Origin of the sequence: Mesorhizobium sp. WSM4313, from assembly GCF_002294725.1 — a bacterium.
Taxonomy (GTDB): domain Bacteria; phylum Pseudomonadota; class Alphaproteobacteria; order Rhizobiales; family Rhizobiaceae; genus Mesorhizobium.
The window spans coordinates 538,259-557,902 of sequence record NZ_NSFT01000001.1 but is presented as its reverse complement, the minus strand read 5'-3'; the positions used below and the strand labels follow the sequence as shown (position 1 = coordinate 557,902).

Annotated in this window: 24 protein-coding genes; 14 read left to right on the top strand and 10 right to left on the bottom strand. The window is 63.0% G+C overall.

All coding sequences use genetic code 11. The features are described 5' to 3' along the window. Positions 1–161 precede the first annotated feature (161 nt). On the top strand, positions 162–719 hold the full coding sequence (locus tag CK219_RS02805; protein ID WP_095765210.1) for an alpha/beta hydrolase: 558 nt from the start codon (positions 162–164) through the stop codon (positions 717–719). 8 nt (positions 720–727) lie between these two features. Here CK219_RS02805 and CK219_RS02800 read toward each other — a convergent pair whose 3' ends face one another. Together CK219_RS02800 and CK219_RS02795 are read right to left on the bottom strand one after the other, a co-directional pair. Continuing rightward, a complete protein-coding gene (locus CK219_RS02800) occupies positions 728–1,501 on the bottom strand; it encodes an HpcH/HpaI aldolase/citrate lyase family protein (protein ID WP_095765209.1) in 774 nt (257 codons plus the stop codon). A gap of 243 nt (positions 1,502–1,744) precedes the next feature. Further along, positions 1,745–2,065: a DUF1476 domain-containing protein gene (locus tag CK219_RS02795; protein WP_095765208.1), complete on the bottom strand. Its 321-nt coding sequence runs from the start codon at positions 2,063–2,065 to the stop codon at positions 1,745–1,747. A 274-nt stretch (positions 2,066–2,339) separates the two neighbouring features. Here CK219_RS02795 and purC point away from each other — a divergent pair, with 274 nt between their 5' ends. The 5 genes from purC (at position 2,340) to CK219_RS02770 (ending at position 5,214) form a co-directional block, all read left to right on the top strand. Next, positions 2,340–3,134, top strand: coding sequence for a phosphoribosylaminoimidazolesuccinocarboxamide synthase (gene purC, locus CK219_RS02790; RefSeq protein WP_040995384.1), 795 nt, complete (start codon positions 2,340–2,342; stop codon positions 3,132–3,134). 64 nt (positions 3,135–3,198) lie between these two features. Next, complete coding sequence (gene purS / locus CK219_RS02785) at positions 3,199–3,438, top strand: phosphoribosylformylglycinamidine synthase subunit PurS (RefSeq protein WP_095765207.1); 240 nt, start codon at positions 3,199–3,201, stop codon at positions 3,436–3,438. A 2-nt stretch (positions 3,439–3,440) separates the two neighbouring features. Then, entirely contained in the window at positions 3,441–4,109 is a 669-nt protein-coding gene (gene purQ, locus CK219_RS02780) for a phosphoribosylformylglycinamidine synthase subunit PurQ (RefSeq protein ID WP_095765206.1), read from the top strand. A 39-nt stretch (positions 4,110–4,148) separates the two neighbouring features. Next, positions 4,149–4,559: a hypothetical protein gene (locus tag CK219_RS02775; protein ID WP_095765205.1), complete on the top strand. Its 411-nt coding sequence runs from the start codon at positions 4,149–4,151 to the stop codon at positions 4,557–4,559. Positions 4,560–4,566: 7 nt separating this feature from the next. Further along, positions 4,567–5,214, top strand: a complete 648-nt coding sequence (locus CK219_RS02770; RefSeq protein ID WP_095765204.1) for a Pr6Pr family membrane protein — start codon at positions 4,567–4,569, stop codon at positions 5,212–5,214. A 4-nt stretch (positions 5,215–5,218) separates the two neighbouring features. On the opposite strand, the gene CK219_RS02765 is transcribed toward CK219_RS02770, so the two are convergent. Then, entirely contained in the window at positions 5,219–5,467 is a 249-nt protein-coding gene (locus CK219_RS02765) for a DUF1127 domain-containing protein (RefSeq protein WP_095765203.1), read from the bottom strand. A gap of 91 nt (positions 5,468–5,558) precedes the next feature. Between CK219_RS02765 and CK219_RS02760 the strand changes: the two genes are divergently transcribed. From CK219_RS02760 to CK219_RS02745, 4 genes are all read left to right on the top strand, one after another. Next, entirely contained in the window at positions 5,559–6,968 is a 1,410-nt protein-coding gene (locus CK219_RS02760; protein WP_095765202.1) for a PLP-dependent aminotransferase family protein, read from the top strand. A gap of 149 nt (positions 6,969–7,117) precedes the next feature. Further along, positions 7,118–9,349: a phosphoribosylformylglycinamidine synthase subunit PurL gene (gene purL / locus CK219_RS02755; RefSeq protein WP_095765201.1), complete on the top strand. Its 2,232-nt coding sequence runs from the start codon at positions 7,118–7,120 to the stop codon at positions 9,347–9,349. Positions 9,350–9,448: 99 nt separating this feature from the next. Further along, positions 9,449–9,976, top strand: a complete 528-nt coding sequence (locus CK219_RS02750) for a hypothetical protein (RefSeq protein ID WP_095765200.1) — start codon at positions 9,449–9,451, stop codon at positions 9,974–9,976. Between the two features lie 101 nt (positions 9,977–10,077). Continuing rightward, on the top strand, positions 10,078–10,311 hold the full coding sequence (locus CK219_RS02745; RefSeq protein WP_040995401.1) for a BolA family transcriptional regulator: 234 nt from the start codon (positions 10,078–10,080) through the stop codon (positions 10,309–10,311). 40 nt (positions 10,312–10,351) lie between these two features. Here CK219_RS02745 and CK219_RS02740 read toward each other — a convergent pair whose 3' ends face one another. After that, entirely contained in the window at positions 10,352–11,080 is a 729-nt protein-coding gene (locus CK219_RS02740) for a DJ-1/PfpI family protein (RefSeq protein WP_095765199.1), read from the bottom strand. A 305-nt stretch (positions 11,081–11,385) separates the two neighbouring features. On the opposite strand from CK219_RS02740, the gene grxD reads away from it, so the two are divergent. Together grxD and CK219_RS02730 are read left to right on the top strand one after the other, a co-directional pair. After that, positions 11,386–11,721 (top strand): Grx4 family monothiol glutaredoxin, encoded by a 336-nt coding sequence (gene grxD, locus CK219_RS02735; RefSeq protein WP_059185116.1) that lies wholly within the window; start codon positions 11,386–11,388, stop codon positions 11,719–11,721. 143 nt (positions 11,722–11,864) lie between these two features. Continuing rightward, positions 11,865–13,133, top strand: a complete 1,269-nt coding sequence (locus CK219_RS02730) for a multidrug effflux MFS transporter (RefSeq protein ID WP_095765198.1) — start codon at positions 11,865–11,867, stop codon at positions 13,131–13,133. Positions 13,134–13,178: 45 nt separating this feature from the next. Here the strand turns inward: CK219_RS02730 and CK219_RS02725 are convergent, their stop codons facing one another. The 3 genes from CK219_RS02725 to rpsD form a co-directional block, all read right to left on the bottom strand. Continuing rightward, the gene (locus CK219_RS02725) at positions 13,179–14,006 is read right to left on the bottom strand and encodes an inositol monophosphatase family protein (protein ID WP_095765197.1); all 828 of its coding nucleotides are present in this window, start codon (positions 14,004–14,006) and stop codon (positions 13,179–13,181) included. Beyond that, a complete protein-coding gene (ttcA, locus tag CK219_RS02720) occupies positions 13,996–14,880 on the bottom strand; it encodes a tRNA 2-thiocytidine(32) synthetase TtcA (protein ID WP_176476929.1) in 885 nt (294 codons plus the stop codon). The genes CK219_RS02725 and ttcA overlap by 11 nt, the downstream gene beginning before the upstream one ends. 112 nt (positions 14,881–14,992) lie before the next feature. Then, positions 14,993–15,610 carry a 30S ribosomal protein S4 gene (rpsD, locus tag CK219_RS02715; RefSeq protein ID WP_095765195.1) on the bottom strand — a complete coding sequence of 206 codons (618 nt, stop codon included), beginning with the start codon at positions 15,608–15,610 and terminating at the stop codon, positions 14,993–14,995. 365 nt (positions 15,611–15,975) lie between these two features. On the opposite strand from rpsD, the gene CK219_RS02710 reads away from it, so the two are divergent. Beyond that, a complete protein-coding gene (locus tag CK219_RS02710; RefSeq protein WP_095765194.1) occupies positions 15,976–16,179 on the top strand; it encodes a hypothetical protein in 204 nt (67 codons plus the stop codon). Positions 16,180–16,243: 64 nt separating this feature from the next. Here CK219_RS02710 and CK219_RS02705 read toward each other — a convergent pair whose 3' ends face one another. Then, complete coding sequence (locus CK219_RS02705; protein WP_095765193.1) at positions 16,244–16,426, bottom strand: DUF3008 family protein; 183 nt, start codon at positions 16,424–16,426, stop codon at positions 16,244–16,246. A gap of 164 nt (positions 16,427–16,590) precedes the next feature. Here CK219_RS02705 and CK219_RS02700 point away from each other — a divergent pair, with 164 nt between their 5' ends. After that, complete coding sequence (locus CK219_RS02700) at positions 16,591–17,982, top strand: RNB domain-containing ribonuclease (RefSeq protein WP_095765192.1); 1,392 nt, start codon at positions 16,591–16,593, stop codon at positions 17,980–17,982. Positions 17,983–17,985: 3 nt separating this feature from the next. On the opposite strand, the gene murI is transcribed toward CK219_RS02700, so the two are convergent. Together murI and CK219_RS02690 are read right to left on the bottom strand one after the other, a co-directional pair. Then, the gene (gene murI / locus CK219_RS02695) at positions 17,986–18,786 is read right to left on the bottom strand and encodes a glutamate racemase (protein WP_095765191.1); all 801 of its coding nucleotides are present in this window, start codon (positions 18,784–18,786) and stop codon (positions 17,986–17,988) included. A gap of 174 nt (positions 18,787–18,960) precedes the next feature. Continuing rightward, positions 18,961–19,566: a hypothetical protein gene (locus CK219_RS02690; RefSeq protein ID WP_141245285.1), complete on the bottom strand. Its 606-nt coding sequence runs from the start codon at positions 19,564–19,566 to the stop codon at positions 18,961–18,963. Positions 19,567–19,644: the final 78 nt, after the last annotated feature.

Here is a 19,644-nt window from a genome sequence, read left to right as displayed (position 1 = left end):
TTGTCGTGGCCGCCAGCCATTGTTCCTTTGTTCCTCTCCAAATCGTCGATTGCGATCGTTCACACAAGAGAGCAAGAATCGAACAAGTTGTTCACAATTGTGATCGCTCCGAATTTTTCGATAGGGTTGCAGCCAAGAAGGCCGCTCGCTACATCCGCGCCATGAAAGTCAAAGACGCAGATATCCTGATCGTGCCGGGCTACACCAATTCCGGCCCCGAGCACTGGCAGACCCGCTGGCAATCGAAACTGTCGACGGCGCGCCGGGTCGAGCAGGCGGAATGGACCAAACCCGTGCGTGAGGACTGGACGGCGAGCGTGGCCAACGCCGTCAACGAGGCCGAGCGGCCCGTGGTGCTTGTTGCGCACTCGCTGGGCGTGACGGCGGCGGTGCAGGCCCTCCCGCAATTCAAGAAGCCGGTCGCCGGCGCCTTCTTCGTCGCGCCGCCCGACGTCTCCAATCCGGAAATCAGGCCAAGGCATCTGATGACCTTCGGCCCCTATTCGCGCGATCCCCTGCCTTTTCCGTCCATCGTGATCGCCAGCCGCAACGATCCATTCTGCGCCTTCGCAGTCGCCGAGGACATTGCCGCCGCCTGGGGATCGCTCTTCATCGATGCCGGCGAGGCCGGCCATCTCAACCACGACGCCGGCTTCGGCCCGTGGCCGGAGGGTTCGATGACTTTCGCCAAATTCCTGACGGAGTTGAAGGAGCCGTAACGCCGGCTTCAGGAGCCGATCGAATCCCGCATGCTCTTCAGCAGCGTTTTCGCGCCGAGCGAGATCAGCGTGTGGTCCGAGCCCATGGCGAGCAGCCGAAAACCCATCGACACGACACGCCCGGCAATCGCCGGTTCGATGACATAGATCGCGGCATGCTTGCCGGCCTTGCGGGTCCGCTCGGCGATCGACGCGACCGTCTCCATCATGCTTTCCAGCGTCGAATTGATGGTGGTGCCGTTCGACCAGGCGATCGAGAAATCCGACGGACCGACGAAGATGCCGTCGATGCCGGGCGTATCCAAAATACCGTCCAGCGCCTCGAGGGCAGCCCGCGTCTCGACCATGGCAAAAGCCATGGTGCGCTGGTTCGTGTCGCGCAGCCATTCGGCATGGTCGCCCTTGCCATGGCGCGGGAAAGCATAGGTCGGGCCCCAGGAGCGTTCGCCCAGCGGCGGATATTTCATCGCGGCGGCGAATTGCCTTGCATCGGCCACGGAGTTCACCATCGGCGCGATCACCGCCTCGGCGCCGAAATCGAGCGCGCGGCTTGCCATGTCGAAGCGTCCGACCGGAATGCGCACCAGCGCCGGCTTGTTGGCGGCGAGCACCGGCACCAAGCCGCGCAGCACGCTGTCCTCATGATGTCCGCCATGCTGCATGTCGAGCGTGACGGCGTCAAAGCCCTGCTTGGCGATGATTTCGACCGTCAGCGCGTCCGGCACGCCCGACCAGGCAGTGAACAGCGTTTCGTCGGCGGCCAGGCGGGACTTGAGCGACATCGAAAGTTTCCTTGTGAACAATCCGCAGTTTTGGCCGGAAACGACGCGAAGGCAAAGAAAAACCGCCCGGCTTGGCCGGGCGGTCGATTGGTCCAGTCAGAGCAATTCCAGGAAAAGTGTGTAACGCTTAGGTTCGGCGACTTCGCCGTAACCTTCCGTCCGGAATTGCGTAAAAACAAAGAGATAGAGAATGATGCCGAAAAGCGCGAAGCGGTTCTCGGACGACACCATGTCCGCACAGCCTCAGCTGTTCTTGATCTCCTCGATCGCCTGCGCCATCAGCTCGTCCATGGTGCGGCGGATCTGATGGTCGGACTGGGCGACGCCGGCCGCGTCAAAATCCGTGCGTATCTTGCGGAAAACATCGTGGTCGCCCGCTTCCTCGATATCGGAGACCACCACTTCCTTGGCATAGGCTTCGGCATCGGCGCCGGATTTGCCCAGTTTCTCGGCGGCCCAAAGGCCAAGCGCCTTGTTGCGGCGCGCCGCGGCCTTGAAGCGAAGCTCCTCGTCGAAGGCGAATTTGCGCTCAAAACCCTCTTCGCGGTCTTTCATGCTGCTCATAACGTCCCTCCGATCAATCCGATTCGCTTGGCGGTGAATATGTGTGGTGGGCAAGCACAAACCAAAAGGCCGCGGGCCGGTCAATATGCTTCGTCGCATGCTGCGCTGCGGCATTTCAGTCCCGAAAGCGGTTGATTCGCGGGATTTGCCGATTGAGCAAACAAGACGATTGCGATAACACCGGCATTGAACGCCGCCTTCGCCATACTAATTTAGGCAGACGGGCAGGAACCGGTCACTCGCCGCTTGCCCGCAGATCCAGAGAAAAAATCAAATGAAAAATCGCCGCCGCATTTACGAAGGCAAGGCCAAGATCCTCTATGAGGGCCCTGAGCCGGGGACGCTGATCCAGTTTTTCAAGGACGATGCCACCGCTTTCAACAAGAAGAAGCATGAAGTGGTCGATGGCAAGGGCGTGCTCAACAACCGCATTTCCGAGCACATCTTCAACCACTTGAACCGGATGGGCATCCCCACCCATTTCATCCGCCGGCTCAACATGCGCGAGCAGTTGATCAAGGAAGTCGAGATCATCCCGCTCGAGGTCGTGGTTCGCAATGTCGCCGCCGGCTCGCTATCCAAGCGCCTCGGCATCGAGGAAGGCACGGTGCTGCCGCGCTCGATCATCGAATTCTACTACAAGGCCGACGCGCTCGACGACCCGATGGTGTCGGAAGAGCACATCACCGCCTTCGGCTGGGCAAGCCCCCAGGAAATCGACGACATCATGGCTTTGGCCATCCGCGTCAACGACTTCCTGTCCGGCCTGTTCCTCGGCGTCGGCATCCAGCTGGTCGACTTCAAGATCGAATGCGGCCGCCTGTTCGAGGGCGACATGATGCGCATCGTCGTCGCCGACGAGATCTCGCCGGATTCCTGCAGGCTGTGGGACGTCGCCACCCAGGACAAGCTCGACAAGGACCGTTTCCGCCGCGACATGGGCGGTCTGGTCGAAGCCTATCAGGAAGTTGCCCGCCGTCTCGGCATCATCAACGAGAACGAGCCGCCGCGCCCCACGGGCCCCGTGCTCGTCGCCTCTTCCGAGGCGCCCAAGGGCCTGAAGCACTGAACATTGACGGGCCTGCCGGACAATGGCAGGCCTTTCCCAAACGACGATCTGCCCAGGAGCATCGATGAAAGCCCGTATCACCGTGACCCTCAAGAACGGCGTCCTCGACCCGCAGGGCAAGGCGATCGAGCACGCGCTCTCCGGGCTGGGCTTCGACGGCGTCGGCCAAGTGCGGCAGGGCAAGGTGTTCGACATCGAACTCGCCGGAACCGACAAGGCCAAGGCCGAAGCCGACCTAAAGGCCATGTGCGACAAGCTTCTGGCGAACACGGTTATCGAAAACTACGCGGTGGAGATCGCCTGACAATGAAATCAGCCGTCGTCCTTCTGCCTGGCCTCAACCGCGACCGCGACATGATCGCGGCGCTGACCAAGATTTCCGGCCAGGCGCCGGCGACCGTCTGGCAGACCGACACAGAAATCCCCGATGTCGACCTGATCGCTATCCCGGGCGGCTTCTCCTTCGGCGACTATCTGCGCTGCGGCGCCATCGCGGCGCGCATGCCGGTGATGCGAGCGGTCGCCGAAAAGGCGGCCAAGGGCGTGACCGTTATCGGCGTCTGCAACGGCTTCCAGATTCTGGTCGAGGCGGGACTGCTGCCCGGCGCCCTGATGCGCAACGCCTCGCTGAAATTCGTCTGCCGGCAGGTGAAGCTCGAGATCGCCAACGCCAACACCATGTTCACCCGCGGCTACCAGCCCGGACAGGTGATCCGCTCGCCGGTGGCGCATCATGACGGCAACTATTTCGCCGATGCCGAGACGCTTGCCCGGCTCGAAGGCGAAGGCCAGGTGGTGTTCCGCTATGCGGAAAACACCAACCCCAACGGCTCGATCAACGACATTGCCGGCATCGTCAACGACAAGGGCAATGTGCTCGGCCTGATGCCGCATCCGGAAAACCTGATCGAGGCGGCGCATGGCGGCGAGGACGGACGGGCGCTTTTCCAAAGCGCGCTCGGCATCGCTGCCTGATCCTTTAACATCCTATCGGAACGCGGGGGCGGACTGACCATGAGACTGACGATTGCTCGCCTTGCTCTCCTGGCCGCCACCGGGCTTGCCTTGGCTTCTTGCCAGTCCAGCCCCAAGACCACGCCGGTTCCCTCAGGCAAGAGCGCCTCGCTGCTCGCCATGGAACAGGTTGCCATCGCTGCGCACAAATGCTGGATCGCCAGCAAGGACCCGGCCTTCAAGCCCTACCAGATGGCCAATGAGCTCAATTCCTACAGCGGCACGCCGCGCTTCCTGCTGGTGCCCGCCAAGCATTATGGCGGCAAGCCGCTGCTGGTCGTGCAGGCGCAGGGCAGTTCCAACCGCGTCGACGCCTTTGGCCCGCTGATGAACGAGCCGCTCGGCGCGCGCATCAGTTCCGATATCGCCCGCTGGCAGGCCGGCAATCCGTCCTGCGCGGCTGCCGCCTGAAGTTGTGATGGCCCGGTTCCTGCAGACCGCGGGATTGGCTGTCGGGCTGATTGCGCTTGTTCTGCAATTCGCCATCACTATCCCGGCATCGATGGCCGCAGGCCGCGGCCTGCTCAGCTCGATCGTCTTCTATTTCAGCTTCTTCACCGTCCTGACCAACATCGCCGCTGTGATGGTGCACGCCTCGCTGCTGTCACCCGCCGGCTATGCCTGGTTCCCGGCCTTTGCCGGACCGCGGACGCGGACTGGCGTCGCCGTGGCCATAACTTTGGTTTTCATCGTCTACACCACAGTCCTGGCGAAGCTCTGGCAGCCGCGGGGTTTGTTCCTGCTCTGCGACGTCCTCTTGCACTATGTGACGCCGGCGCTGTTCGTGCTGTGGTGGCTGGTGGCGGGCGCCGATGGCAGGCGGCAGTGGAGCGAGATCGCCTGGTGGATGATCTATCCGGTCGCCTATCTCGCCTACGCGCTGGTACGCGCGCCCTTCGCCGGCGAAGTACCCTACCCATTCCTCGACGTCGCCAAGAACGGCGCCGCCAACGTTGCCGTTTCGGCGCTTGGCGTCACGGCCCTGTTCATCGCATTGAGCGTGCTCGCCGTGCTTGTCGATCACGGTATCGGCCGGTTGCGAAGAAAGCCCGTAACCCGAAGATAGACCATCATTCCCAAAATGGCCTGATGCCTTCGCGATGGGCGTCGCAGCGCGAGACGCCGATATCCTTGAGCTGCTCGTCCGTCATCTCCATGAGCGCGAGGCGGCCGCGCCTGCGCTCCAGCATCCGGTCGATCTGCCTTACGAGGGAACGGAGCACAACCGCCGTGCGGCCGACGAAGCCACGATGGGCCAAGGGATCGACCTGCGCGCCAGAAATCGGGCGAGCATAGCGAATTGTCTCGATTGTATCCATTGTCATTCTGCCTTGTTCCGATTGTACCTTCCCAATCGCGAGATTGATATGAATTGACTCATCGCGCGGTGCAATATAGAAAATTGTCACCATGACAAATTGGCTCCCCGATCTTTCCTCTGGCTCCGGTCCGCTCTATCAGCGCCTTGCTGACAGCATTGAGTCAGATATCGACAAGGGCGTTATCGACGCCGGTGCAAAACTGCCGCCGCAACGCGACCTCGCCTACGACATCGGCACGACCGTCGGCACCATCGGCAGGGCCTATCAGCTGCTGCGCGAGCGCGGTCTGGTCAGCGGCGAGGTCGGCCGCGGCACCTATGTGCTCGGCCAGCGCGCCGCAGACCCGAAGCCGGATTTGGAACCGGCCATCCAGGGCACGCGCCCCATCGACGCGCCGAGCGGCAAGCTGCGCTTCGACAGCACCGCCGCGCCCGATGTCGGCCAGGGCGCGGTGATAGCCGACATGCTGGCACGCACGGCGCAGGAGCATCCGCACGACATTTCGAGCTATACGCGGGATTTTCCCGAACGCTGGTATGAGGCAGGCAGCCGCTGGCTGGCGCGCAATGCCTTCCGCCCCTCGCTCGATTCGATCGTGCCGACGCTGGGCACCCATGCTGCGGTCATGGCGGCGATCGCGGCGCTGACCATGCCCGGCGACTACGTGGTCTTCGAGCACCTAACCTATTCGCAGATCGCGCGCAGCGCCGGGCTGATCGGCCGCCGCACGGCGCTGGTTTTGACTGATGAGGGCGGTATCGACCCGGATGATTTCGAGCGCGTCTGCGCTCAGAAACATCCAAAGCTGATGTTCCTGATGCCGACCGCTAAGAACCCGACGCTGGTGACGTTGTCGGCGGAGCGGCGGCAGGCGATCGCCAAGATCGCGCGTGAGTACAATGTCGCGCTGATCGAGGACGATCTTTACGGCGAACTCACCGACGACCCGACACCGCTGCTGGCCGAATACGCGCCCGAGCGCACGATCGTCGCCGGCGGCCTGTCAAAGTCGGTCGCGGCAGGCGTGCGCGGCGGCTGGCTTTCCTGCCCACCGGCCTATCGCCACCGCATCCGTGTCGCGCACAAGATGATGACCGGCGGCCTGCCCTTTCTGCTGGCCGAGGTCGGCACGAGGCTGGTGATGTCGGGCCAGGCGGGCGAGATCCGCAAGCGCTGCATTGGCGAAATCCAGGCGCGCCTCGCCATCGTGCGCGAAGTGCTGGCGGGTTTTGATTTCAAGGCGCGGGACAACGTGCCCTTCGTCTGGCTGACCTTGCCGGACCCGTGGCTGTCCGGCACTTTCAAGAACGCCTGCCTGGCGCAAGGCGTGCTCATCGACGACGAGGACGAGTTCAAGGCCGGCCGCTCCGAGCAGGTCTTTCACGGCGTGCGCTTTGGCGTGTCGCAGCCGCGGCAAAGCTCGGATGTCGCCGGCGGCGTCGCCGTCATCCGCCGCCTGCTCGACGAAGGCCGCGCCGGCTACGACAGTTTTTCCTGATCAAGCTGGCGAGCTCTAGGCCCTGGCCTCCGCCGGCAGGGGCCGTTTTCCGGCTTTTTTCGTCATCCGGTGGGGGTGTATCGCGCGAAAGCTTGCGATAAGAGGAGACTCAAAGAACTCCCCTCTTCCACGGACAAAACTCGCCGCTCATGACCATTTCCAATTCCGTGCCGATCACTCCCGAGCTCGTCGCCGCGCATGGGCTGAAGCCGGACGAATACCAGCGCATCCTCGATCTGGTCGGCCGCGAGCCAAGCTTCACCGAGCTCGGCATCTTCTCGGCGATGTGGAACGAGCACTGCTCCTACAAGTCCTCCAAGAAATGGCTGCGCACGCTGCCGACCAGCGGTCCGCAGGTCATCCAGGGTCCAGGCGAGAATGCCGGCGTGGTCGACATCGGCGACGGTGACTGCGTCGTCTTCAAGATGGAGAGCCACAACCACCCCTCTTACATCGAACCTTATCAGGGTGCCGCGACCGGCGTCGGCGGCATCCTGCGCGACGTCTTCACAATGGGCGCCAGGCCGGTGGCGGCAATGAACGCGCTTCGCTTCGGCGCGCCGGATCATCCCAAGACCCGGCACCTTGTCGCGGGCGTGGTTTCGGGCGTCGGCGGCTACGGCAATTCCTTCGGCGTGCCGACCGTCGGCGGCGAAGTCAATTTCGATGCTCGCTACAACGGCAACATTCTGGTCAATGCCTTCGCGGCGGGTCTTGCCAAGACCAACGCCATCTTCCTGTCGCAGGCCAAGGGCGTCGGCCTGCCGGTCGTCTATCTCGGCGCCAAGACCGGGCGCGACGGCGTCGGCGGCGCCACCATGGCCTCGGCCGAATTCGACGACAAGATCGAGGAGAAGCGTCCGACCGTGCAGGTCGGAGATCCCTTCACCGAAAAATGCCTGCTGGAGGCCTGTCTCGAGCTGATGGCGTCGGGCGCCGTCATCGCCATCCAGGACATGGGTGCGGCCGGCCTCACCTGCTCGGCGGTCGAGATGGGCGCCAAGGGCGACCTCGGCATCGAGCTCGACCTTGACAAGGTGCCGGTGCGCGAGGAGCGCATGAGCGCCTATGAGATGATGCTGTCGGAAAGCCAGGAGCGCATGCTGATGGTGCTGCGCCCCGAGAAGGAAGAGGAAGCCGAGGCGATCTTCCGCAAATGGGGCCTCGACTTCGCCATCGTCGGCAAGACCACCGATGACCTGCGCTTCCGCGTCATCCACCAGGGTGACGAGGTCGCCAATCTGCCGATCAAGGAACTGGGCGACGAGGCGCCGGAATATGACCGCCCCTGGATCGAGGCGAAGAAACCAACGCCGCTTGCCGCGAACGACGCGCCGAAGGCCGATGTCGCCGACGCGCTGCTCAAGATGCTGGGGGGGCCGGATCTCTCCTCGCGCCGCTGGGTGTGGGAGCAGTATGACACGCTGATCCAGGGCAATTCGCTACAGCTTCCAGGCGGCGATGCCGGCGTCGTGCGCGTCGAAGGTCACCCGACCAAGGCGCTGGCCTTCTCCTCCGACGTCACGCCGCGCTACTGCGAGGCCGATCCTTACGAAGGCGGCAAGCAGGCCGTGGCCGAATGCTGGCGCAACCTGACGGCAACGGGCGCCCTGCCGCTTGCTGCCACCGACAATCTCAATTTCGGCAATCCCGAGCGGCCGGAGATCATGGGCCAGCTCGTCGGCGCCATCAAAGGCATCGGCGATGCCTGCCGCGCGCTCGGCTTCCCGATCGTGTCGGGCAATGTCTCGCTCTACAACGAAACCAATGGCCGCGGCATCCTGCCGACCCCGACGATCGGCGGCGTCGGCCTCATCGCCGACTGGTCGAAGATGGCGCGCATCGGCTTTGCCGCCGAGGGCCAGATGATCGTGCTGGTCGGCGCGCCGCCGACATGGGGCAGCCATCTCGGCCAGTCCGCCTATATGCGTGACATCCATGGCCGCGCCGACGGTCCGCCGCCGCCCGTCGACCTCGCGCATGAGAAGCGCGTCGGCGACCATGTGCGCTCGCTGATTGCTTCCGGCATTGTGACCGCCGCGCACGACGTCTCGGACGGCGGCCTGGCGATAGCGCTGGCCGAAATGGCGATGGCCTCCGGCATCGGCGCCACCATCCCCGGCCTCACCGGCACCGACCCGATTCCGGTCTGGTTCGGCGAGGACCAGGGCCGCTATCTGCTGACGCTGTCGATCGACCCGCAAAGCGGCGAATGGGACAGGATCCGCGAGGAGCAGAGCAAGCTCGGCATCTTCGCGCCCTGGATCGGCACCACCGGCGGACGTGAATTGAAGCTGGGTGACGCACGGCCGATCCCGGTCAGTGAATTGACCGCCGCCCATGAGGGCTGGTTCCCGCGCTTCATGGATCAGGCCAGTTGACCAGAAGCATGTCTCCCGAAAGTGTGCAGCGGTTTCGGGAAAAAGACATGCTTACGACAAAAACAAAAGGCTTAACTCATGTCGCATAAATCCTTTTTTATGCGACATGAATTAACCGCCAGGGCGCTGGTCGCAGTCGTCTTCTGGCCGTCTCTGTTCTTCTTCTGGTTTCTCGGACCGTTCGTCCTGTTCCTGCTGTCGACGACCTCGAGCGAGGTCTGCCAGCGGCTGGAAACCCGCGCCGAGTTCCTGGCGGCGGCAAACGGCACGCTGCCGATGCTCATCGTGCAGACCCTGATCTACGCAGTTCCAATCGCCTGCCTCGTGCTGTGGAACAGGCTTTCTCCGGAGCCGGCGCGGGCAAGGCACATCGCAACCTGCATCAAGCTCTTTGCCGTCGCCGCCGTGGTCGCGGCGGTTTGGGACTATGGCTCGTCCTTGATCTGCGACGGCTACGGTCAGGCCTTCTTCTCAACCGCATGGCGGATGACGAGCTATCTTCCCATCATCGGCCTGCTGGTCAACGCCCCGCTCTACGTGCTGGTCTTCAGCCTCGGTCGCGCCTATTCGACGCGCGATGACATCAGCGAGGACGGCGTGGTTCATCCGAGCCAGGATAATTCCTAGGCTTCCTCCTGCGACGGAACGGCTTCAATCCCGGCTGGAAAGGTTCTAGGCTCACCCCGAGTCACACCACACAGCCTGCCCGCTTGAAACAGGATTTTGCCATGGCAATGGATGCCCACGACATCGAAAAACTGATCAAGGAAGGCATTCCCGACGCCAAGGTGACGATCCGCGACCTGGCCGGCGACGGCGATCATTATGCGGCCGAAGTGGTGGCCGAGAGTTTCCGGGGCAAAAGCCGCGTCCAGCAGCACCAGATGGTCTATGACGCGCTGAAGGGCAAGATGGGCGGTGTCCTGCATGCTCTGGCGCTGCAGACCAGCGTTCCCGACTAGTGCTTGAAATCTGACGGCTCGTATTGGAGTTGTAGGTCCCTTAGCGCGGAAATTTGCCGGGGATGACCAATTTTTTGAGTCCTTCGCGAATCCCCGTGTAGGCCTTTTCGTTGCGTTGAACCATGAGCGCGATGGCCGCCTCGGATGCCTTGTCAGGGTGACCTGAATCAAAGGGAGGAGACGGGTCGTACTCGATCCCGAGTTGGATGGCTTGCGCGACCTCCGGTCCAGCAAGTTCGGCGACGATGCGGAATGCGAAGTCAATCCCCGAAGTGACGCCGCCCGAGGTGAAGACATTGCCGTCGCGCACTACCCGCCCCTTTTCGTGACTGGCGCCGACCAAGGGGAGCAGATCGACGTAGGCCCAATGTGTCGCAGCCCTACGTCCCTTCAACAACCCGGCTGCACCAAGAAGAAAGGCGCCCATGCAAACGGAGGTTACATATTCTGCCTGCTCGCCCTGGCGGCGAATGAAGTCGACCGTCTCGAAATCGGCGAGAGCTTCCACAACGCCTGCGCCACCGGGCAGGCAAATCAGGTCTAGCGGGGGACAGCTCTGAAACGTGCAGGTGGGCATGATGCCGAGACCGCGGTCGCTCGAAACCGGTAGCATGGTCTTCGCGACAACGTGGGTTCTCGATTGAGGGAACTTGCTGGCGGCAGAGATCGAGGCAGGCGTTCCAAGCCGGCTCAAGACTTCAAACGGGCCAGTAAAGTCGAGTTGCGTGATTCCAGGGAAGATCACGAGGCCGATATCGAAACCGGACATGCCGCATTCGCCTCCAAATGCCCACACGCCGGCTTGGCGCAGTGGAGATCATCGCGCTTGGTGAAGATATGCGCAACGGGTCACAGCTCCGAGGGGGCAGATCTGGGCCGGGAGACGTCTTCCGCGTCGGGCACCAAGCTCAGATTCATCACTACGAATCCACCGTCACTCGGTTTGGCCCAAACCGCGCCGACTTTTGCGCCATTGGGCCAGCGTCACGGCTAACGTCTTGTTTCAGCCAACCTATGGGTTTATTTGAAGGACATGCTTCGAGCCTGACTCCCACAGGCATGAAAGGATTGTTCATGACCGGCATCAACGACTACATCGATAATGAAGTGAAGAGCAACGACGTCGTGCTCTTCATGAAGGGCACACCCGGCTTCCCGCAATGCGGGTTCTCCGGACAGGTGGTGCAGATCCTCGATTATATCGGGGCCGACTACAAAGGCGTCAACGTGCTCGACTCTGCCGAATTGCGCCAGGGCATCAAGGATTATTCCAACTGGCCGACCATCCCGCAGCTCTATGTGAAGGGCGAATTCGTCGGCGGTTGCGACATCGTGCGCGAGATGTTCCAAGCCGGTGAATTGCAGGACTTTCTGGTCGAAAAGGGCGTCAGCGTCAAAGGCGCCGCCTGATCGGATTGCGTCGGCGACCGGCCGGCGGACACTAGCTTCCGGGGCTGCCCCCACCTCGGCATTGTAGTTCTCGGATTCGAGAACGAGACGAATGGATGCGCCGGTAATCCGGCGCATGTTCGTTTGAAGAATCGGATTTCGCGGTGGACAAGCAGGCAGCAGCGCAGCAATCGGCAACAAGCTTGCCCATTCCGCGCTGGGAATTCATCGCGCTCTGCGCGGCGCTCATGGCGCTCAACTCCCTGGCCATCGACATCATGCTGCCGGCGCTTCAGCAGATCGGCGCCTCGCTCGGCGTCGAGAGCGAGAACCATCGCCAATATGTCATCACCGCCTATATGCTTGGCTTCGGCGGCGGACAGCTTTTCTTCGGACCCATTTCGGATCGCTTCGGGCGCCGTGCGCCGTTGGTCTTCGGCCTGGTCGTCTATGTCGCCGCCGCGGGTGCCGCCGCCGTCGCGCCGAGTTTCGCCCTGTTGCTCACCTGCCGCCTGATACAAGGCTTCGGCGCGGCGGCGACCCGCGTCATCGCCGTCTCGATCGTGCGCGACACGTTCGAAGGGCGGCGCATGGCCGAGGTGATGTCCCTGATCTTCATGGTGTTCATGGCAATTCCGGTGGTCGCGCCCGGCATCGGCCAGTTCGTCATGCTGTTTGCCAGTTGGCACTGGATTTTCGTGACCATGGCCATCGGTGCGCTGGTCGTGTCGACGTGGGCTCTGTTGCGCCTGCCCGAGACGCTGCATCCGGAATATCGCCGGCCGCTGACGGTAAGCTCCGTCGCCGGCGGCTTCCGCATCGTGCTCACCAACCGGCTCACGCTTTGCTACGCCTTTGCCAGCACCTTCATCTTCGCGGCCATGTTCGGCTTCATCAGCTCGGCCCAGCAGATCTATATCGACATCTTCCATGTCGGCGAATTGTTCCCGCTGATTTTTGCCGGCGTCGCCGGCGTGCTGGCTTTCTCGAACTATCTGAATTCGCGGCTGGTCGGACAGATCGGCATGCGCCGCCTATCGCAAGGCGCGCTGCTTGTCTTCCTGTGCATCAGCCTTGCCTGGCTCGTCGTCTCGCTCGAAATGAAAATGCCGCTCTGGCTCTTCATCGCGTTTTTTGCCGGCGCGATGCTGCCATTCGGCGGACTTGGCGCGAATTTCAACGCTTTGGCCATGGAGCCGCTCGGCGAGCTCGCCGGCACCGCCGCGTCCATCCTGGGCTTCATGCAGACCTTCCTCGGCGCCATCATCGGCGCGCTGATCGGCCAGGCCTATAACGGCACGGTGACGCCTCTGGCCGCCGGCTTCTGCACCGTCTCGGTCGCGGCTCTGCTGATGATCCTGATCGCCGAGCGGGGCAGGATGTTCCAGCCTCACAATCCCCCTGTTTCGGGGCACATCACCGATCTGCATTAAATGCTGTATGGCCGGCAGCTTTGCCGGCCAGAGCCGGCACGGCCCCTATTCCGCCCAGAGCTCGCGTCGCAACTCGTCCCAGCTTTGCTTGTCCGGCGCCACCAGCAGGCCGCCATCGACATGCGAGGGAAGGTAGGCGCTGCCGTCGACGCGCGCGACATGGCCGCCGGCTTCCTGGTGGATCAGCGCCCCGGCGAGATGGTCCCAGGGCATCAGCTTGTTGTAGAGCACGAAATGGGCGTGGCCGCTGGCCAGAAGCCGGTATTCATGCGCCGCGCAGCGATAGGCGAATTGCGACAGCGTCTTGGTCTGGTTGCGGGCGAGCCGCGAGCGTTCGGGTTCTTGAAGAAACTGCCAGGAAACGGAACCGGTCATCTGCGACATCGGCACCGGCGCCGCGACGCGAACCTTCTCCAGCGCGCCATGCGCATGGCGGATATGGCTGCCGGCGCCCTTGGTCCCGATCAGCCAGTCCTTGCCGACCGGGTCATGGATGATGCCGGCGACGGTCTCGCCATTGACGACGACGCCGGCCATGACACCGAACAGCGGCACGCCGGAAGCGAAATTGAAAGTGCCGTCGACCGGATCGATAACGAAGGCAAGCGCAGCATCGCCAAGGCCGGACAGCAGCGCCGGGTTATCGGAGCAGGCTTCCTCGCCGACCACTATGGCGTCGGGGAAGCGCTCGCGCAGCCTAGCGGTGATCAGCCTCTCGGCGTTGACGTCCGCCTCAGTGACGAGGTCGGCGGCGGATGTCTTCTGGCGCACGTCGCCCTCGCCCAGCCGGCGGAAGCGCGGCATGATTTCGGCGTTTGCGGCACCGGCGAGAAGCTCGGCCAGCCAGTCGATCGCGTTATCGTCAAATCGCATCGGAAATGTCTTGTCCCGGGTTTGCGTCGAGCCCCGCGAAGTCGAACAGCTTCCTGTCCAGGAGATGCGAGGGCCTTACATTGGCCATGGCGCGGATCATCGTGTCCTTGCGGCCCGGCATGCGCTTCTCGATGTCGTCGAGCATCGCCTTCATGGCATTGCGCTGCAGCCCTTCCTGGCTGCCGCAGAGGTCGCACGGGATGATCGGGAATTTCATCGCGTTGGCGAATTTTTCGAGGTCGGCCTCGGCGCTATAGGCGAGCGGCCGCAGCACCATGACGTCGCCTTCGTCATTGAGGAGCTTGGGCGGCATTGCGGCGAGACGCCCGCCATGGAACAGGTTCATGAAGAAGGTTTCGAGGATGTCCTCTCGGTGATGGCCAAGCACTAGCGCCGAACACCCTTCCTCGCGCGCGATGCGGTACAGATGGCCGCGCCGCAACCGCGAGCAAAGCGAGCAATAGGTGCTGCCCTGCGGCAGCTTGTCGGTCACCACCGAATAGGTGTCCTGGTATTCGATGCGGTGGGCGATGCCGTTGGCGTTGAGATAGTCGGGCAGGATGTGCTTCGGGAAATTCGGCTGGCCCTGGTCGAGATTGCAGGCGAGCAGATCGACCGGCAGCAGGCCGCGCCATTTGAGGTCGAGCAAAAGGGCCAGCAGGCCGTAGGAATCCTTGCCGCCCGACAGCGCCACCAGCCAGCGTTCGCCCGGCTTCACCATGGCGAAATCCTCGATCGCCTGGCGGGTGAGCCTCAACAGCCGCTTGCGCAGCTTGTTGAACTCGACCGAGGACGGCACGTCGCGGAACAGCGGGTGGAAACCGCCGTCGGTCTCATCGTCGATCGCCTCGAGGGATTTGACATCTGGCAGCATATTCATGGCGCCGGCCCCATGGTTCTGTTGGCGCCCGGCTTAGCGGACCTGACCGCCAAAGAAAAGGCCGCCTCGAAAGGCGGCCTTGGATGCACCGGCTGATTGATGTCGATCAGCGCGAGTAGAATTCGACGACCAGGTTCGGTTCCATCTGCACGGCGAACGGAACGTCCGAAAGGCCGGGAACGCGAGCGAAGGTCGCGGTCATCTTGTTGTGGTCGGCTTCGATGTAATCCGGCACGTCGCGCTCGGCGAGAGCGACCGATTCCAGCACAATCACGAGCTGCTTCGACTTCTCGCGCACCTCGACGACGTCGCCCGGCTTGCAGCGATACGAGCCGATGTTCGTGCGCTTGCCGTTGACGTTGACATGGCCGTGGTTGACGAACTGACGGGCGGCGAAGATGGTCGGCACGAACTTGGCGCGGTAGACCACCGCGTCGAGACGCGACTCGAGCAGGCCGATCAGGTTCTCGGAGGTATCGCCCTTGCGGCGGTTGGCCTCTTCATAGACCTTGCGGAACTGCTTTTCCGAAACGTCGCCATAGTGACCCTTCAGCTTCTGCTTGGCGCGCAGCTGCAGGCCGAAATCGGAAAGCTTGCCCTTGCGGCGCTGGCCGTGCTGGCCGGGACCGTATTCACGCTTGTTGACCGGGGACTTCGGACGGCCCCAGATATTTTCGCCGAGACGGCGGTCGATCTTGTATTTCGCGGATTCGCGCTTGCTCATCGCATTCCCTTTCAAAACAATATACCCGGAACCCCATGGCTCCGGGCGAAGGAAACGCGCCCTCCTCTGGCCTCCGTTTTCGAGACCTGACAGGGTTTTCCACGCAAAGCGACGGAAAACCCACGGGACACGTCAAAAGAAACCACCGGGCGTCGCCACCCGGTGTTGGTGGGCCTGTTAAACAGAGATTTAACCGGTGTCAAGCTTACGGCTGGCAGCGCGGGTCGCAACCCGATAATTTCCCGCGTGGCGTGCGGTGCCGGTTGTGGCGAAGGCCGTCGGCAGCAGAGCGGCTTGTGCTTCCAAGGAGCTGCCCTGCTCTGCCATCTTAATTAAGGGACTGGAGCAGAGGAGTCCGAATTCCCATGAAGAAGTTCTTCCTTACCCTGACCGGGGCCGCTATATTGGCGGGATCTATGGCGGTTATGACCCCGGAACCTGCCATGGCCAGGCATTGGAGCGGCCACAGGCAGATATGCCGCGTCGTGGTGACGAAAAGAGTGGTCTGGCGCCACGGCCATCGCCACGTCATCCGTTACAAGACCAAACGCTGCTGGTGGCGCCGCTAGCTCATCTTGCGCCAAAAGGGGTTGACGGAGGCCTGCGGCCGACGCCGCAGGCCTTTCACTCGATCTACGACTTCTTGCTGGGCAGACTTTTGCGCTTGGTCTCGGCGAACTCCTCGAGCTGCTTTTCGCTCATCGATTCATACATTTCGCGCGAAGCGCCCTTGAGCTCGCTCTTCTTCGTCTCCCCGCGCTTGGCGGACAGCGCTGCGCCGGCGGCCTTTTGCTGGGCTTGCGATTTGGCGGGCATGGCGGTTTCTCCCTTTGCTGTGAGAAGAAACGCCGGGCTGAAGCGGCAGTTCCAGCGGCTACGGCCCGGCCCGTGGGCCTGCTTGAGTTGGCGATTAGGCTGCCGACCTTGGCGATATCCTGGCAAGCCTTCCCGCGCCCGGAATGCCAGTGTAGGACGGTTGCATGAAATCCCTGAACGATCCCTCACAGGCGCTTTCCACCGGCCTTGCGAAAATCCGCGCAGAATTCCACGTGCCGGATGGATTTCCGCCTGCGGTTATGGCCGCGGCTGAGGCGGCGGCAAAGCGTGTGCCCGACCAGCATGCCGACCGGACGGCAATGCCCTTCGTCACGCTCGATCCGGCGAGTTCCACCGATCTCGACCAGGCCTTCTCGATCGAAGCCAGCGGCGGCGATCTTCTCTTGCACTATGCCATTGCCGACGTGGCCTGGTTCGTCGAGGACGGCGATACGATTGATACCGAAGCCTGGAACCGAGGCGAGACGCTTTACTTGCCGGACGGCAAGGCCGGGCTCTACCCGCCGGTGCTCGCCGAGGCGGCGGCGAGCCTGTTGCCCGATGGACCGCGTCCTGCGGTCGTCTTCACGATCCGGGTTGCCGGAGACGGTGCGGTGAAGCTGGACAGCGCGGAGCGCGCCATCATCCAAAGCCGCGCCAAGCTCGCCTATGACAGCGTGCGGGCCGACGACGTTCCGGCCGGCTTCGCGGAACTGGCGCGGCGTATGGCGGCAAACGAACAACGCCGCGGCGCTTCGCGCGTCGATCCGCCCGAGCAGGAGGTGGAAAGGCTCGCCGACGGCACGTTCCGGCTTTCGTTCAGGCCGCTGCTGCAATCCGAGCAGGACAATGCAGCACTTTCGCTGGCCGCCAATATGGCGATTGCCGATGCCATGCTGGCCCACAAGACCGGCTTGTTCCGGGTGATGTCGGGGCCGGACGCCTCCAAGGTGCAACGGCTGCGCAACGCGGCACAGGCGCTCGGCCTGTCCTGGTCGGCCTCCACCAGCTTGCGCGACTATCAACGCACGCTCGATCCGGCCGACCCGAAACAGGCGGCGCTAATGCTGGAAATCCGCCGCGCAGGCAACGGCGCGTCCTACCAACCCTATCAGGAGGGCATCGTCCCCTGGCATGAGGCGATGGCCGCGACCTATGCCCACGCCACCGCGCCGCTCAGGCGGCTGGCCGACCGCTACGTCCTGCGCTGCGCGCTGGCGATCGCCAATGGCCAGCCCGTGCCGCAGGCCGTCACTGACGCCTTCGCCAGATTGCCGAAGGTGATGGGGCGCGCGGATGCCCGCGCCTCGCAGATCAGCCACGCGGCAATCGACCTTGCCGAGGCGGTGATGCTCAAGGGACATGAGGGCGAGACGTTCGAGGCCGTCGTCACCGACTTCGTCGACCGTGGCGTGCGCGTGCAGCTTGCCGACATGCCGGTGGTTGCCAGCGTGAAAGCCTCCGGGCTCAGGCAGGGCGACGGCCTGACGCTAAGGCTGGTTTCGGCCGATCCGGATCAACGCAGCATCGTCTTCGAGCCCGCCACCCCGCCTTGAGCACTAAGGTGCGGTCAGTCCAAAGCCCTGGATGAGCCGCCTCGTGGCGAAATCCACCTTGCCCGAGGTGAAGACGGCAAGATCGGGCTCACTTACGCCGGATGTGTCCCCAACGGGTTCAAGCAGCGACATGGCGCGCCGCGCGATCGCTTCGGCCGGATCGATCCAGTCGACCGGCCAAGGCGCGGTCTTGCGCATGCGGTTGGCGAGAAACGGGTAGTGCGTGCAGGCAAGCACGACGATGTCGGTGCGGTTGCCGTCGCGCTCGATGAAGCAGGGCGCAATTTCGGCGCACACGGCTTCTTCGTCGACGAAACCCTGGCGCATATAGATCTCGGCGAGCCCCGCCAGCCGATCGCTGCCGACCAGGCGCACATGGCATTTCTGCGCCCACTTGCTGATCAGGTCGCGCGTGTATTGGCGCTTCACCGTGCCCGGCGTCGCCAGCACCGATACCAGGCCGGAGCGGGTGCGTTCGGCCGCCGGCTTGATCGCCGGAACGGTGCCGACAAAGGGATGGCCGGGGAATTTGTCGCGTAGCGCATCGATCACCAGCGTTGAGGCGGTGTTGCAGGCAATGACCGAAATCGCCGGCTGGAGCCGGTCGAGCAATTTGCCGAACAGCGCAAGGATGTGTTCCTTGAGCGCCGGCTCTTCCCAGGCGCCATAGGGAAACGCCGCGTCGTCGGCGACATAGACGAAGCGGCGGTCGGGCATCAGCACGCGCGCCTCGCGCAGCACGGTCAGCCCGCCGACGCCGGAATCGAACATCAGGATCGGGCGCTGGCTTGATCGATCGCTCATTGTCATCCGGTTATGAGAAACGACAGGCCCGGAATTGGACCGACGCGCTTCTATCGCGAATGATCGTGGTCTTGAAGAGGCGAATGCGAGCAGCTTTTGCGCAGTCGCTAGAACATGATGCCGAAAAGTGCGAAGCGGTTTTGGGACGACATCATGCCCTATCTCTAAAATCACTCATATGCCGCGCTTGCCGAAACCGGCCGGCCGCGGTCTGCCGAAAGGCTGCGGCGCGGGCGGAATGTGAGCGGCTGAAGCGGCAACCGCGGCGCGTGGAGCGGCCGGCACAGCGGTGCGGGCAGCGCGCGTCGTTGCCGGCAGCGGGCCATCGAAGTCGAAGACATCGGTCAATTCATCGATGTTGCTGCCCGCGACGGGCTTCGCCCACCAAATCGTGCACCAGAGGCCGAATACCGAAAGCCCAAGCAGGTTCAGCCCGCCCGGAATGCTCTCGGGGTCGCCGAATTTGACGACCAGCAGCACGCCTGCCTGCAGAAGGGCATAGACGGACGAAAGGGCGATGTAGGCCCACAGGATCCAGCGGCGCCCGTTGGCGTCGCGGGTGCGGCGCGAGGCGATGTTGCCGCGAAGCGCGACGAAGATGAGAGAGGCGATGAGGACCGCGCCTGCCATGCCTTGGCGCGACGGACCCGGCCCTGAATTGAGCAGCCCTTCGAAACCGATCGTGCTGACAATGCAGATGACGATCACCACGGTTTCGGTTACGGCGAGACCGAGAGAGTAAAGGAAAAAGCGCAGTCGACCAATATTGGACGTAAACATGTGCCACCCCCACTATTGCAGCAAGGATGGCATATAATCGAATAAAATTCGGTTACTTCAAATGCTCGCAGCTTACCG

Bases quoted from the DNA above. Each gene is read 5' to 3' on its own strand.
- grxD (WP_059185116.1), top strand. From the start codon at position 11,386: ATGACCGGCATCAACGACTACATCGATAATGAAGTGAAGAGCAACGAC.
- CK219_RS02805 (WP_095765210.1), top strand. From the start codon at position 162: ATGAAAGTCAAAGACGCAGATATCCTGATCGTGCCGGGCTACACCAAT.
- CK219_RS02760 (WP_095765202.1), top strand. From the start codon at position 5,559: ATGACAAATTGGCTCCCCGATCTTTCCTCTGGCTCCGGTCCGCTCTAT.
- CK219_RS02700 (WP_095765192.1), top strand. From the start codon at position 16,591: ATGAAATCCCTGAACGATCCCTCACAGGCGCTTTCCACCGGCCTTGCG.
- purS (WP_095765207.1), top strand. From the start codon at position 3,199: ATGAAAGCCCGTATCACCGTGACCCTCAAGAACGGCGTCCTCGACCCG.
- CK219_RS02800 (WP_095765209.1), bottom strand. From the start codon at position 1,501: ATGTCGCTCAAGTCCCGCCTGGCCGCCGACGAAACGCTGTTCACTGCC.
- purC (WP_040995384.1), top strand. From the start codon at position 2,340: ATGAAAAATCGCCGCCGCATTTACGAAGGCAAGGCCAAGATCCTCTAT.
- CK219_RS02745 (WP_040995401.1), top strand. From the start codon at position 10,078: ATGGCAATGGATGCCCACGACATCGAAAAACTGATCAAGGAAGGCATT.
- CK219_RS02770 (WP_095765204.1), top strand. From the start codon at position 4,567: ATGGCCCGGTTCCTGCAGACCGCGGGATTGGCTGTCGGGCTGATTGCG.
- purQ (WP_095765206.1), top strand. From the start codon at position 3,441: ATGAAATCAGCCGTCGTCCTTCTGCCTGGCCTCAACCGCGACCGCGAC.
- CK219_RS02710 (WP_095765194.1), top strand. From the start codon at position 15,976: ATGAAGAAGTTCTTCCTTACCCTGACCGGGGCCGCTATATTGGCGGGA.
- CK219_RS02765 (WP_095765203.1), bottom strand. From the start codon at position 5,467: ATGGATACAATCGAGACAATTCGCTATGCTCGCCCGATTTCTGGCGCG.
- CK219_RS02725 (WP_095765197.1), bottom strand. From the start codon at position 14,006: ATGCGATTTGACGATAACGCGATCGACTGGCTGGCCGAGCTTCTCGCC.
- CK219_RS02690 (WP_141245285.1), bottom strand. From the start codon at position 19,566: ATGTTTACGTCCAATATTGGTCGACTGCGCTTTTTCCTTTACTCTCTC.
- CK219_RS02775 (WP_095765205.1), top strand. From the start codon at position 4,149: ATGAGACTGACGATTGCTCGCCTTGCTCTCCTGGCCGCCACCGGGCTT.
- rpsD (WP_095765195.1), bottom strand. From the start codon at position 15,610: ATGAGCAAGCGCGAATCCGCGAAATACAAGATCGACCGCCGTCTCGGC.
- murI (WP_095765191.1), bottom strand. From the start codon at position 18,786: ATGAGCGATCGATCAAGCCAGCGCCCGATCCTGATGTTCGATTCCGGC.
- purL (WP_095765201.1), top strand. From the start codon at position 7,118: ATGACCATTTCCAATTCCGTGCCGATCACTCCCGAGCTCGTCGCCGCG.
- CK219_RS02750 (WP_095765200.1), top strand. From the start codon at position 9,449: ATGCGACATGAATTAACCGCCAGGGCGCTGGTCGCAGTCGTCTTCTGG.
- CK219_RS02795 (WP_095765208.1), bottom strand. From the start codon at position 2,065: ATGAGCAGCATGAAAGACCGCGAAGAGGGTTTTGAGCGCAAATTCGCC.
- ttcA (WP_176476929.1), bottom strand. From the start codon at position 14,880: ATGCTGCCAGATGTCAAATCCCTCGAGGCGATCGACGATGAGACCGAC.
- CK219_RS02705 (WP_095765193.1), bottom strand. From the start codon at position 16,426: ATGCCCGCCAAATCGCAAGCCCAGCAAAAGGCCGCCGGCGCAGCGCTG.
- CK219_RS02740 (WP_095765199.1), bottom strand. From the start codon at position 11,080: ATGTCCGGTTTCGATATCGGCCTCGTGATCTTCCCTGGAATCACGCAA.